At 35.1% G+C, this 12,670-nt stretch carries 13 protein-coding genes; 4 read left to right on the top strand and 9 right to left on the bottom strand.

From position 1 onward, the window contains the following. Positions 1–31: 31 nt before the first annotated feature. The 5 genes from pfkA to dnaE form a co-directional block, all read right to left on the bottom strand. A complete protein-coding gene (gene pfkA / locus GH741_RS09270) occupies positions 32–991 on the bottom strand; it encodes a 6-phosphofructokinase (RefSeq protein ID WP_153736521.1) in 960 nt (319 codons plus the stop codon). Between the two features lie 220 nt (positions 992–1,211). Then, a complete protein-coding gene (gene accA, locus GH741_RS09265) occupies positions 1,212–2,177 on the bottom strand; it encodes an acetyl-CoA carboxylase carboxyl transferase subunit alpha (RefSeq protein WP_153736520.1) in 966 nt (321 codons plus the stop codon). Continuing rightward, on the bottom strand, positions 2,174–3,040 hold the full coding sequence (gene accD, locus GH741_RS09260; RefSeq protein WP_153736519.1) for an acetyl-CoA carboxylase, carboxyltransferase subunit beta: 867 nt from the start codon (positions 3,038–3,040) through the stop codon (positions 2,174–2,176). Before accD ends, accA begins: the two co-directional genes overlap by 4 nt. Positions 3,041–3,118: 78 nt before the next feature. Continuing rightward, positions 3,119–3,727, bottom strand: a complete 609-nt coding sequence (locus tag GH741_RS09255; RefSeq protein WP_153736518.1) for a FadR/GntR family transcriptional regulator — start codon at positions 3,725–3,727, stop codon at positions 3,119–3,121. A gap of 407 nt (positions 3,728–4,134) precedes the next feature. After that, positions 4,135–7,485, bottom strand: a complete 3,351-nt coding sequence (dnaE, locus tag GH741_RS09250) for a DNA polymerase III subunit alpha (RefSeq protein WP_153736517.1) — start codon at positions 7,483–7,485, stop codon at positions 4,135–4,137. Between the two features lie 170 nt (positions 7,486–7,655). Here dnaE and ytrH point away from each other — a divergent pair, with 170 nt between their 5' ends. The 3 genes from ytrH to GH741_RS09235 all read left to right on the top strand — a co-directional run bounded on the left by ytrH (position 7,656) and on the right by GH741_RS09235 (position 8,798). After that, the gene (ytrH, locus tag GH741_RS09245; RefSeq protein ID WP_153736516.1) at positions 7,656–7,988 is read left to right on the top strand and encodes a sporulation membrane protein YtrH; all 333 of its coding nucleotides are present in this window, start codon (positions 7,656–7,658) and stop codon (positions 7,986–7,988) included. Continuing rightward, positions 7,988–8,491, top strand: a complete 504-nt coding sequence (gene ytrI / locus GH741_RS09240; RefSeq protein ID WP_153736515.1) for a sporulation membrane protein YtrI — start codon at positions 7,988–7,990, stop codon at positions 8,489–8,491. The genes ytrH and ytrI overlap by 1 nt, the downstream gene beginning before the upstream one ends. A 115-nt stretch (positions 8,492–8,606) precedes the next feature. Beyond that, the gene (locus GH741_RS09235; RefSeq protein WP_240795453.1) at positions 8,607–8,798 is read left to right on the top strand and encodes a YtzJ family protein; all 192 of its coding nucleotides are present in this window, start codon (positions 8,607–8,609) and stop codon (positions 8,796–8,798) included. A gap of 59 nt (positions 8,799–8,857) precedes the next feature. On the opposite strand, the gene GH741_RS09230 is transcribed toward GH741_RS09235, so the two are convergent. Further along, the gene (locus GH741_RS09230) at positions 8,858–9,805 is read right to left on the bottom strand and encodes a DHH family phosphoesterase (RefSeq protein ID WP_153736513.1); all 948 of its coding nucleotides are present in this window, start codon (positions 9,803–9,805) and stop codon (positions 8,858–8,860) included. 191 nt (positions 9,806–9,996) lie between these two features. Between GH741_RS09230 and GH741_RS09225 the strand changes: the two genes are divergently transcribed. Beyond that, positions 9,997–10,293 (top strand): YtpI family protein, encoded by a 297-nt coding sequence (locus GH741_RS09225; RefSeq protein ID WP_153736512.1) that lies wholly within the window; start codon positions 9,997–9,999, stop codon positions 10,291–10,293. Between the two features lie 61 nt (positions 10,294–10,354). Here the strand turns inward: GH741_RS09225 and GH741_RS09220 are convergent, their stop codons facing one another. The 3 genes from GH741_RS09220 to GH741_RS09210 form a co-directional block, all read right to left on the bottom strand. Next, positions 10,355–11,668 (bottom strand): DRTGG domain-containing protein, encoded by a 1,314-nt coding sequence (locus GH741_RS09220; RefSeq protein ID WP_153736511.1) that lies wholly within the window; start codon positions 11,666–11,668, stop codon positions 10,355–10,357. Positions 11,669–11,743: 75 nt separating this feature from the next. Continuing rightward, on the bottom strand, positions 11,744–11,971 hold the full coding sequence (locus GH741_RS09215) for a hypothetical protein (RefSeq protein ID WP_153736510.1): 228 nt from the start codon (positions 11,969–11,971) through the stop codon (positions 11,744–11,746). A gap of 78 nt (positions 11,972–12,049) precedes the next feature. Beyond that, complete coding sequence (locus GH741_RS09210; protein WP_153736509.1) at positions 12,050–12,343, bottom strand: hypothetical protein; 294 nt, start codon at positions 12,341–12,343, stop codon at positions 12,050–12,052. Between the last annotated feature and the right edge of the window lie 327 nt (positions 12,344–12,670).

Raw genomic sequence — 12,670 nt, 5'->3', positions numbered from 1 at the left:
AATCTAAAACAACAACTAAAAATCTTTAAAATTAAATAGATAACTCATTGGATAGCTTATACATATCCAAATCAATTTTATGTGGTTGAGTTAATATTTGTACAATATCGTGATCAACTAACTTATTATTTTGAATTCCAACTACTCTACCTGCCTTACCATCTAATAAAAGATCTACTGCTTTAGCACCTAGTCTGCTAGCTAAGACCCGGTCAAACCCAGTTGGCGAACCACCTCGTTGAATATGTCCAAGAATAGTTACCCTAGTTTCCATGTCGGTTGCTTCTTCGATACGTTTTCCGTAAGCAAATCCATTTCCTACACCTTCAGCAAGAATAATAATACTATGTTTCTTACCCCGATCATGACCTCTTTTTAATTTCCTTACCACAGAATCAAAATCATCCGGCTGTTCCGGGATTAATATTGTTTCAGCACCGTCTGCGAGACCTGCCCATAAAGCTAGATCACCAGCATTTCGGCCCATAACTTCTACAACATATGTACGTTCATGTGATGTGGCAGTATCTCTTATTTTATCAATTGCATCAATTACAGTATTTAGTGCTGTATCAAATCCAATTGTAAAGTCTGTACCTGGAATGTCATTATCAATCGTTCCCGGAACTCCTATACAAGGGTAACCTTTTTGGGTTAATTTTTCTGCACCACGGAAAGATCCATCCCCACCGATTACTATTAGTCCTTCAATCCCAAATTTATTTAATTGCTCAATAGCTTTTTGTTGTCCCTCTTCGGTCTTAAATTCCTCAGAACGGGCTGAATAAAGAATGGTTCCACCACGTTGGATGATGTCACCTACTGATCCAAGTTCCATTCTTTTTATATTGCCCTCCATAAGTCCTTGATAACCATTATAAACGCCGTAGACTTCCATTTCGTGAAAAATCGCTTTTCTTACGACGGCTCTAACGGCCGCGTTCATCCCAGGAGAATCGCCACCACTCGTTAATACTCCGATTTTTTTCATTTAATAATTCACCTCTATCTCAATAGTTTACTTTACTTATTATTTTTTCCCCAGTTTAAGACAAAAATAAACAGGATTAGCACAAATAAGATTATACATGAAAGAAATAAGAATCTCATCCCTAAATATTACAATTTTGGTTCAATTGCTTTTCACACAGTCTACCCTTGCCCATTATAAAATTGGCAAGGGTAGACTAAATCAAATCACTTGAAAAAAATTAAAATTCCGTTAGCTCATTAATATCACCAATTTGTTTATACTTTTCCCATCTTTTATCAAGTAATTCCTCTGTATTAAATGGTATTAGTTTATCAAGAGATTTTTTTATTACTATATCGATAGATTCCGCTTGGGAATGGACATCTCTGTGCGCTCCACCTCTTGGCTCAGGTATAATTTCATCAATTACTCCTAACTCTTTTAAGTCAAAGGAGGTAATTTTAAGAGATTCTGCTGCTTTTTGAGCTTGGCCAGAATCTTTCCATAATAGAGCGGCAGCTCCTTCAGGAGATATAACCGAATAGGTAGAATTTTCAAGCATATGGATATGATCTCCAACACTTAAAGCAAGTGCACCTCCACTACCACCTTCACCAATTACTATGCAAATAATAGGAACTGTCAAGCCTGCCATTTCCATTAGATTTCTTGCAATTGCTTCACTTTGTCCTCTTTCCTCAGCAGCTTTACCCGGGTAAGCACCTTTTGTATCAATAAAACAAATAATTGGTCTGTTAAATTTCTCAGCTTGTTTCATGTGACGTAGCGCTTTCCTATATCCTTCTGGATGTGGACTACCAAAATTCCTTCGAATATTTTCTTTTGTGTTCTTACCTCGTTGATGTCCAATAACTGTTACAGGAGAACCTTTATATTTACCCACACCTGCAACAATTGCCTCATCATCACCGAAAAAACGATCTCCATGAAACTCTAAAAAGTCAGTGAACAAATATTCTATATAATCTAGTGTAGTTGGCCGTCCAGAATGCCTAGCTACTTGTACCCGATCCCAGGGTTTCAAATTACCATATATATCAATTTCTAGTTTTTCTAATCTATTCTCTAAGGTCGATATCTCTTTCGATAAATCAATTTCACTATCTTTTGTTAATTCTTTTAACTCCGTTATCTTCTCTCTTAATTCAATCACGGGCTTTTCAAACTCTAATACTTGTTTCATCCTTTTATACCCCCTGATTGATGGATATCAAGCAATGTAACCATTGTTTTTTTCATCTCATTCCTAGGTATAACTTTATCCAGTTGCCCGTGCTCTAATTGGAATTCAGCAGTTTGAAAATCGTCTGGTAATTTTTCTCTAATTGTTTGTTCAATTATTCTTCTGCCCGCAAACCCAATTAGGGCCCCTGGTTCTGCAAAGTTATAATCACCTAAAGAAGCAAAACTAGCAGATACACCACCAGTTGTGGGGTTTGTCATGACCGAAATAAAAAGTCCGCCTGATTTATGGAAACGCTGAATAGCTACGGAAGTTTTGCTCATCTGCATTAGACTTAGGACACCTTCTTGCATCCTAGCTCCGCCTGAGGCAGTAAAAATAATAAAAGGTAGTGATTGTTCTTTGGCCTTTTCTAATGCCCTAGCAACTTTTTCTCCAACAACGGAGCCCATACTCCCCATTCGGAAATGTGAATCCATTACTGCAATCACTACTTCAAACCCTTCTATTGTTCCCTTACCTGTAACAATAGCCTCATTTAAACCTGTTTTTTTACGGTCTATCTCTAACTTTTCCTCATAATCTGGAAATTGCAATGGGTTATTGGAAATGATATTTTTATCCCATTCCTCGAAACTTCCTTCATCAATTAAGCTATCGATTCGATTGAATGCGGTCATGGGATGGTGATAATTGCAATTTGGACAAACGTCTAAGTTTTTCCGCATTTCTTTACGATAAAAAATTTTTCGACAGCCAGTACACTTTTGCATTAATCCTTCGGGAACATCCTGTTTTGCTTGTTCCCTCGGAATTGGTGCATACTTTATTTTTATTTTTTTATTAAATAAGTCTTTAAGCAAGGGGTGTTTCCTCCTTTATAACAAATGCGTACATACTGATAATTCCAACTTCAAACCTAATTCTAAGGATTTCGGATTCTACCTGGATAACTTTTCGAATAAATACTCAATGGATTCTTGTTGGTTGGTATTAAGAATTTCTATTAAATCTATATAAAATTGTTTATTATAACCTATTTCTTCCATGGTGTATGAAAAGTCTTCCATCAGTTGCCATATTCTCTGCATTAGGTTATTTTCAGTATGTTGAAATATAACCATAAAAAAATTGTAATGCCTTTGTTTCTCGTCAAGTTCATTATTTTCTAAAATTGAAAGTAATTTTTGCATGTCTTCCTGCTTCAATTGAGAGGAAGCAATTTTCGTCGCTTCTTTTTCTATTATATTCTTTGTGAGTATAATGTCTTTTTTTACATTGGGATCTTGTAAAATAAATGCTGAGAGTAACCCTACTGTGTGATAGGGACGATACACTTTTAAAAAAGTACCCTCACCTCTCCTAGTTTCTATTAATCCTAACAGTTCTAGTGCCCTTAATGCTTCCCGAACTGAAGATCTACTAGCATTCAATTGGTCAGCAAGCTCCCGTTCAGAAGGAAGCTTATCTCCTGATGACAATTCATTTTTGCTAATAAATTTCCTGATTTCGCCTAGTACTTCTTCGTACGCTTTTGACTTAGTGTTCATTTGACGGTCTAAAGACCTCCCTTTATGCGTAGCAGTCAACTAGACCTTAGCTATAAGGCTAGTTTTCTTAGGTCTCGTGCATTGCGAACAGATACTTTTGACTGAGTAGTCAATTTCCCCTTGGTTAATTCGATGCATGTGTAATGCTCCATCTCGCAAATAGGTCACGTTGTACTCGGCCCTTTTCATGAAGAAATGAAAAATATTCCGCTAAAAATTGGTCTGACCACTCAACTATTACATTATAACAAATGAAAGTTAAGTGTAAAGTGAGAATATTAGTCGTTTTTCACAATTGACTACGCGAAATATTAATTCTATTGCCTCCTAATACAAAGTTAACAAAAACCGTCAAAACGATATCTATTTGTATCTATACAGGCCAAACGTTGTAATTAAACTAATTTTTAGCGAATGTTTTTCAGTGCTACATTTTTTTGACCAAACTCTTTATAAAATTCTTTTAAGCTTGCTTGATTATATTTAATGTAATAGGAGCTTGACAATTGGTAGGTGGTTTTTTTGTGCTCTTGGTAAATAATTACTGGCATATCCCCAGGAAATTTATTTGCTATTGCCTTTATTTTATCTAAGACCAATTGGTGGTTATCATCCATAACTTTTACAAACAACTGTTGTGAAACAATCCTTTCTAACTTTTCTTCTTTAAATTGCTCAATATCGGAGATCAATAGTTGGGTACGGCCATTCCTATTTTCAACTTTTCCTTTGACAGAAACAAGCACCTCTTCTTCAAGCCATCGATGAACATTTCTATATACTTCCGGAAATAAAACAGCCTCCATATCATCGCGCTCATCACCCAAAGTAATAAACGCCATTGGATCGCCACGCTTTGTTCGAATTGACTTAATTTCCTGAATAACTGCACTAGATTTCATGTTATTTTTACCTGGATTGGCTTTTAACTCTGTTAAGTTCAAGATACCATTTGATCTTAATTTATCTCTGAATTCAGCTAGGGGATGACTTGATACATAGATACCCAACAGTTCTTTCTCATATGATAATTGTTTCATTTTAGAAAAAGGCTCGGTGTCAACAAATGAAGCATCTAGTTCAATATCACCTTGAAAAAAGGATGGTTGATCCTCAAACTCTCGAAACAATTCTCCCTGCTCAATCGCTTGATCAATTGTTGCAAGCAAACTTGCTCTATTAGTATTTGTCTCGTCAAATGCCCCTGCTAATACTAATGACTCAATTACTTGACGATTTACAATATTTAAAGGTACACGTAAACAAAAATCAAAAAGATGTTTAAAATACCCATCCTTGCGAACACGAATGATTTCTCTTACAACCTGATGTCCTACTCCTTTAATTGTCATTAGCCCAATCCGAATATTGCCACTATCAACGATATAATTACTGAAGCTTTTATTTATGGATGGCTGCAGTACTTCTATTTTAAATTCTTTAGCTTCTCTTATGTATAATCTTATTTTCTCATGTTGGCCAGCAACAGATGTCAGCACTTCAGCTAAAAAATGAGGTGGATAGTGTGTTTTCAAATAGGCTAATTGGTAAGAAATCATACTGTACGCAACCGCGTGGCTACGGTTAAATCCATAATTTGAAAATCGAACAATCCAATTAAAAATTTCATCTGCTACTTCTTTACTATAACCATTTTTGGTGCACCCTTTAATAAACTCATCCTGTTGCTGTAGCATTAATTCTGATTGTTTCTTACTAACAGCACGACGCAAGATATCAGCTTGCCCTAACGTGTAACCAGCCACTTTATTAGCTATTTGCATGATTTGTTCCTGATAAACGAGCACCCCGTACGTTTGTTCAAGAATTGGTATTAAGTCTTGATGTGGATAGGAAACAGGTTCGTGACCATGTTTTCGATTAATGTAAACTGGAATATATTCCATTGGACCTGGTCTATATAGGGCATTAACTGCCACAACATCTTCAAAATGGGTTGGTTTTAAATTTGTCAGAACCTGTTGCATCCCTTGTGATTCTAGTTGAAAAACGCCATTCGTCATACCTTTTTGTAACAAAGAGAATGTTTTGTAATCATCTAATGGAATCTTTTCTAAAACAATCGTTTTATTTTTATTTAGTTTTATTGATTGTACGATTCTTTCTAGTAACGTTAGATTACGTAATCCTAGGAAATCCATTTTTAACAGACCAACAGCTTCTAACTCTTTCATGGCAAACTGTGTAAGATAAATATCATTTCCAGAAGAAATTAATGGCACGTGTTCAACTAAAGGTTTTTGGCTAATAATTACTCCAGCTGCATGTGTAGAGACATGTCTAGGTAACCCTTCTAAATGAATAGCAATTCTGAACAATGTTTGTAATTCTGATGATTGGCGGACATAGTCTGTCAATTCCGTCGAAGCCTTCACACTATCCGAAATAGATTTAGAAGTTTGTGTTGGTATCTCTTTTAAGATGAATTCTGCATCTTGCTGATCGATTTCTAGCGTTTTAATTAATTCTCTGAGCAAAGACCTTGCCGCAAACGTACCAAATGTAACTATTTGGGCAACATGCTCTGCACCATATTTATTTTTCACATACTGAATAACTTCATCTCTGCGGTGATCTGAAAAATCGATGTCAATATCAGGCATGGTTACCCGTTCTGGATTCAAGAAACGCTCAAATAGTAATCCATATTCAATGGGATCAACATTGGTTATTCCTAATAAATAAGCAACAACCGAGCCTGCTGCAGATCCTCGTCCAGGACCAACCATTATACCTTGTTCCTTAGAGTACTGAATAAAGTCCCAAACAATTAAAAAATAATCGCTAAAATCCATTTTTTTAATAATTTCTAATTCATACGTTAATCGTGTTTCCGCTTCTTGTCTTCCTTGAGCGAATTTAGAGTCAAGTCTTTTAAAACATAAACTTTCAAGATAGCTAAAAGTGGACTCATTCGTAGGGACCGGATAAGAAGGTATCATTCGCCTATTTAAATCCAATTCCACATTGCATCGTTTAGATATTTTTTCCGTTTCAATTAATAACTCCGGCCAAGTGCCATTGAATAAATCTTCAATTTCCTGTTGGGAACTAAGATGCTGATTTTTAATTACCATTTTTTTGTTATCAGCCCACTTATTTCCTTCACGCATTGCTTGCAGACATTCATAGGCTACTTGACCATTCTTATTTATATACCTTACATCTCCAACTACAGCAGCTCTTATATTCCGCTCCTTACAAACGTCCTTAAGAAATCCAAGAAAATCAGCTTCAAATTGCTGGCTGCTCTCAACACCTAAATAAAAATTATTATCTGATACTAGGCTTTTCCAGCTTGAAATATGGTCAAATGCTTTTTCTCGATCATCATTAAGCAGCTTTAATAAAGGAGATTGAGATAATGGTAAGATCATGACTAGACCTGATAGATATTCCTTTAAATCAACCTTACTAACTAATTCTTGCTCTTGAAGTTGGATATGAGTACTTAATTTTAATAAATTCTGATATCCCACACCATTTTCTGCAAGTAGAACACAGCTTTCTTCTTGATTATTATCATCATTTAAGAGAACCGTCATTCCTAGTATCGGCTTTATACCAAACTTCTGGCATGTTTGATAAAACGATATAGCACCGTGCATGACATGTTCATCAGTCAATGCTAGAGATTTAAAGTTTAACTCTTTTGCTCGCTTTACTAATTTATTAATCATAACTGAGCTTTTCATTAAGCTATATCCGCTTCTAATTTGTAAGTGTGTAAATTCCATTGAAATTCCCGCCTTTTTATTCCCTTCTATTATAGCCGAATAAACCCCTGTATGAAATGAATAACATATCTCGTCCATCTTTTTCATAAAATTTTTAAAAGGAAGAAAAGTTTTATAAAAGAAAAAGGTTCAACAATAACTGTGTAAATGAAAAAGGGAGATGGACAGCAATGGAAGAAAGATTTTTCTCCTCAATGATACAGTGTTACTTTATCGCACTTGGTGTAATTATGGGTGGTTCTCTAATAGGTAGTATTGGTGCCTTTGCAACTGGGGAACCTCCTTTAACATTAATGAGTAGACTGGCAAGAAGCTTGAGGATTTGGGCAGTTGTAGCAGCTATAGGTGGGACGTTTGATGCTATTACTAATTTTGAAAAAGGTATATTTGAGGGCTCAACAATTGATATCGTGAAGCAAGTACTTTTAATAATCACTGCTATGGGAGGAGTTCAGACTTCCCTTATGATAATAGAGTGGTTGACTCAGGAGGATATTGAATAATGCATATTCCACCCTACTATAAAAAAGAAAGCTGGCAACGTTTTTTTGCCGGTACATTTATAGGAGCGATTGTAGCATTCATAGTTTTTATTTATATGTATGGTCAACTCTACGAACGATGGGTTGAGGAAAACTTAAATTTGCGGTCTCAATTAAGTAAGCTTGAAGATAGCTATAATATTTTAGAAGAAAGTAAGCAAGAATTAGATGAGCAATCAAAACAAAAGGTTACTGTAAATACAATTGAAATTAACATAGACAATGAAAGAGAACTAAAATTAGATAGTCTTATCGTTCATCAATTGCAGGAATTAATGAGAAATGAAATTAAAGATGTTGTTGGTAAAGATATTAATAGTTTAGCCGAAAACTATCAACTATTGACTTCTACGATTGAAAATAAGAGATACAAGGTAGATGGTTTCATTTACAATGCAAAAGTTAAGCAATTGTTTGTCACCTCTACACTTACAATATCAGTCGAGTTAGTTTTCTCGAGTTAACTAAATATTATGAACTTTTTATGAAACTTATAGGAATATAAGGCTAAAAGCTCTAATATGACATATACTATAAATGTAAGGGAAACTCTTTAAAAGGAGTGATTTGATGTATATTATGAGTCGGCGACTTATCGTAGAAGAAAAGATGAATAGACTTTCAGAAGGTCATACCGCTTTTGCAGAAAGTGATGAAGTAATCCGTCTTATGAAAGAAGAGATATCCAAAAAAAACATCCCTGTTATATGTGATCAAACTGAAAGTGGTTGTTGGTTTATTCCGGATGAACAGACAAATATATCAGGTTAGCAGATAAAAGGACTTACCATGAAAAATTTAATCTTGGTATAGTCCTTTTTTATGTGTATCTACTTCCACTTTGAACATGCATTTTCTAGATCATTGATAACAGCATTCATATCGTTCCAATTGTATATTGTCGCCCCGGCAGCCAATGGATGTCCACCTCCGTTATATTTGGCTGCGATATCATTAATTACTGGACCCTTCGACCGAAGTCTGATACGAATTAAATCATCTTCTTCAACAAAAAACACCCATGAGCGAACACCTTCGACATCACCTAATACTCCTACTAGTTGGCTTGTCTCAACGGAAGTCATGTTATATTCATCTAATATATTTTTTGTTATTTTTATGGAACTAACACCTGACTCTGATACCTCAAAATTATTTAATATATACCCTTTAAACCTTGCAACATTCTGTTTTATTTCGTACATATTATCATATAATTTTGTTCGATCGAACCCATATGTAACCAAATCAGAAACGATTCGGAAGGTTTTTTCAGTAGTACTTGGAAATAAGAATCTTCCAGTATCTCCCACAATCCCACCATACAGTAAACTTGCAGCTGCTTTATTACATTGAAGTCCATTTTCTTTTCCCTGTAAAAATAAATCATAAATCATTTCACTAGTGGAGCTTGACGTTATATCAACCCAAGACAGGTCACCATAGACATCCACATTGGGATGGTGGTCGATTTTGATTATTTCACTACCTTTTTCATATCTTTTATCTGATATACGTTCCTGGTTTGCTGTATCACAGACGATAACTAACGCATTATCATATTGATTATCATCTATTTGATCCATTTCAGCCAAGTAAGACAATGAAGGATCTTCATCACCAACTACGAAAACTTGTTTAGATGGAAAAGATTGTTTAATTATCATTGCTAAACCAACTTGAGAACCATATGCATCTGGATCCGGTCTTACATGACGATGAATAATGATTTTGTCATAATCTTTTATTTTTGAAATGATTTCCAGTTGATAATTCATCCAAATCCCCCTTTTATTATCCTAGTATAACTAGAGGTCTAACATGAAGACCGAAACAATATACTAGTAAATTAAATCATTATATTATATATGTAAAATGATTTGATAAAACGAACTTCTTTTTTTATAGAAAAAATATGTAAAACAAGCTACAATAGAGAAAGTGTCATAACAGTAAGGAGTAGATTTGTATGATCATTTTTCCAATTATTATTCTTATCTCTTTAGTTTTATACGTGTACTTTAAAGTGGCTATCTTAAGGACAAGTGATCCACTTGTTCAATTGTTTATCAATTCAAAAGCTCGGATTTCACTTGGGATTTTTATTGCTATCTTCGGAATAAATCAATATTTATACTATGAAACAAGTATAGCACTTTATGTTACTATTGTTTTCTTAATTTTAGGTACTATTCAGTTCTATAGTGGTATGAAAAGATATAGCCATTATAAAAAAGAATTAAACAAAAGTTCTAACAAAGAATAAAACCCCTGCGTACTTCTACAATTCCTCTGTCTATTAATTGACAGGGGTTTCTTTTTTAAAATTAACGATCTATCAACTGCGCCATCATAACAGCCTTTGCTACAATTGCTTTTTCATGAAATACCTCAACATCAACTTTAGCTGATTTTCTTCCCACCTCTAATAATCGTGGCCTTACCTCTAAGGTGCTTTCCAATTGAACCGGTTTAATAAAATATACGGACAGATTCTCTACAACTAAATCGCCTTTTTTAATTTTCCTTAATAAGCGGCTACTTGCTTCTGTAACAAAAGAAACTAGCACACCATACGATAAAGTCCCCAACTGGTTGGTCATTTGAGGGGTTATATCCGAGCGATAGACTGTATCATTTGTATCGTTAGAAACAGCTTCTAAACGACTAGTGACAATATCGTCAATCGTTTCTCCTACTTGTGGTTGTCGTTGAATATGTTGAAGTGCTTTTAAGACATCTTGTCTAGAAATTAACCCTTCCAATTTGTGATTGGAATTTACTACAGGCATTATTTCAATACCTTCCCAAACCATAATATGTGCCGCATAAGCTAGCGAAGTTTCTTTGAGTACTGTCATCGGGTTTTTAGTCATAACTTTATCAATTGTTAGCATTTTGTCTCGACCAATAACATCTTTAGAGGTAACCATTCCAGTTACACGATTATTTTCATCCACAACTGGATATCTACTATGTGTTGTGTGTTCATTAAGATCATACCATCTCTCTAGCTTGTCTTTAGTAGTTAAACAATGGGTATCTGTAAAAGGCGTATAAATATCCCCTACAAGCACGATTTCTTTTTTTATTAGCTGATCATATATCGCTCTGTTAATCATGGCAGCAACAGTGAACGTATCGTAACTTGTTGACATAATAGGTAGCTGCTTCTCATCGGCAAGTTTTTTTACATGTTCATCTGTATCAAAACCACCAGTTATTAAAACTGCAGCACCTTCTTGTAAAGCAAGTTCATGTGCTTTCACGCGATTTCCGATGATAAGCAAAGAATCTTTTTCTGTATATCTCATCATTGCATCAAGTTTCATTGCACCAATCACAAATTTATTAAGAGTTTTGTAAAGACCATCCCGACCGCCAAGTACTTGTCCATCAACAATGCTGACAATTTCAGCAAAGGTGAGATGTTCAAAGTTTTCCTTCTTTTTACGTTCAATGCGAATCGTCCCCACACGTTCTATTGTACTAACCAGTCCCTGGTTCTCTGCCTCTTTTATAGCCCGATAAGCTGTTCCTTCACTAACATTCAATTCTTTGGCAATTTGTCTTACAGATATTTTATTTCCAACTTTTAATGATTCGATAAATTTTAAGATTTGTTCATGTTTAGTAGCCAATCAATTTCACCAATCTTTCCATCTGTACTAGTAAATTATTTCTTATTGTTATTATACAGATGAAAAGAGTATCTATCAATTTTTCTCATATAGATGTTGCCTTCCTCGTTCTTGTTCCATCACAGGTGGCTTAGTCATTTTGAACAAAGTTGCTAAGTTAGAGCCAACTACTAGTAAGAAAAACGCAAGCCATCCAGCCCAAAAAACAGAGGCCATTTGTACCACTTCTCCATGAATAGATGGCCAAGCGATATAAAGAAAAAAACAAGCTATTAATAATCTTAATAAAGCATACTGTTTCATAATCAATTCCCCTCCTGTTTTATATATATTCTATTTTATGCAGCATTATTTTTAACATGTTCATTTAAAGATCTATAACTAAAAAAGAAATACGACTAGTACCAACTTGCAGTCTATAACAAAAAAATTATATGAGATTGTTGTTTTTGACACAAAATCTATAGACCCCACGTAACTTTTTGTTAAATTTTTTTCACTTTTGCTTAATCGGCTACTATGTTGATTTGCACTCCGGGCAGTCGCTTTCCGCGGGCAACGCTTCAACTTTCTCGGAAGAATACCACTTCCTGCGGGATTTTCAGCCGTCGCTTTTCCCGCAGGACAAGGAAGGCTTCGGCAGCATTGCATCTCACGAAGAAAATTGGGTTGCATTTTCGAGGAGTCGACTGCCCAGCGCTCCAATCAACCATAATATAAGAGTAAACAGCTGTTGTGATATTGAAGTTATTAAACACAACATTATACTAGTGCAGATAATCAAAGACTCCTCAAAAATACAATCTTTTCTTCGAGAGAGTAGTTATATTTCATGTAATAAACGTTTCATGGTGTTGTATCTCACGTGAACAGAAAGCTACTTTAGCTGTGGAAAAATGCGAGACTCCTACGGGAAAGGAACAGCCCGAAGATCCCACAGTGAGCGCATTTTGGGCCTGCGATTACTCGCCCCATCGAAAACATTTGCTCGCGAGGAAGCTG

It is taken from the genome of Aquibacillus halophilus, from assembly GCF_009649745.1.
Lineage (GTDB): Bacteria > Bacillota > Bacilli > Bacillales > Amphibacillaceae > Aquibacillus > Aquibacillus halophilus.
This window is presented reverse-complemented; position numbering and strand designations above follow the sequence as displayed.

What these genes read in the sequence shown, in the direction of transcription:
- pfkA (WP_153736521.1), bottom strand. Translation starts at nt 991, where the DNA reads ATGAAAAAAATCGGAGTATTAACGAGTGGTGGCGATTCTCCTGGGATG.
- accA (WP_153736520.1), bottom strand. Translation starts at nt 2,177, where the DNA reads ATGAAACAAGTATTAGAGTTTGAAAAGCCCGTGATTGAATTAAGAGAG.
- GH741_RS09255 (WP_153736518.1), bottom strand. Translation starts at nt 3,727, where the DNA reads ATGAACACTAAGTCAAAAGCGTACGAAGAAGTACTAGGCGAAATCAGG.
- dnaE (WP_153736517.1), bottom strand. Translation starts at nt 7,485, where the DNA reads ATGGAATTTACACACTTACAAATTAGAAGCGGATATAGCTTAATGAAA.
- ytrH (WP_153736516.1), top strand. Translation starts at nt 7,656, where the DNA reads ATGGAAGAAAGATTTTTCTCCTCAATGATACAGTGTTACTTTATCGCA.
- ytrI (WP_153736515.1), top strand. Translation starts at nt 7,988, where the DNA reads ATGCATATTCCACCCTACTATAAAAAAGAAAGCTGGCAACGTTTTTTT.
- GH741_RS09235 (WP_240795453.1), top strand. Translation starts at nt 8,607, where the DNA reads ATGAGTCGGCGACTTATCGTAGAAGAAAAGATGAATAGACTTTCAGAA.
- GH741_RS09230 (WP_153736513.1), bottom strand. Translation starts at nt 9,805, where the DNA reads ATGAATTATCAACTGGAAATCATTTCAAAAATAAAAGATTATGACAAA.
- GH741_RS09225 (WP_153736512.1), top strand. Translation starts at nt 9,997, where the DNA reads ATGATCATTTTTCCAATTATTATTCTTATCTCTTTAGTTTTATACGTG.
- GH741_RS09215 (WP_153736510.1), bottom strand. Translation starts at nt 11,971, where the DNA reads ATGAAACAGTATGCTTTATTAAGATTATTAATAGCTTGTTTTTTTCTT.
- GH741_RS09210 (WP_153736509.1), bottom strand. Translation starts at nt 12,343, where the DNA reads ATGCAACCCAATTTTCTTCGTGAGATGCAATGCTGCCGAAGCCTTCCT.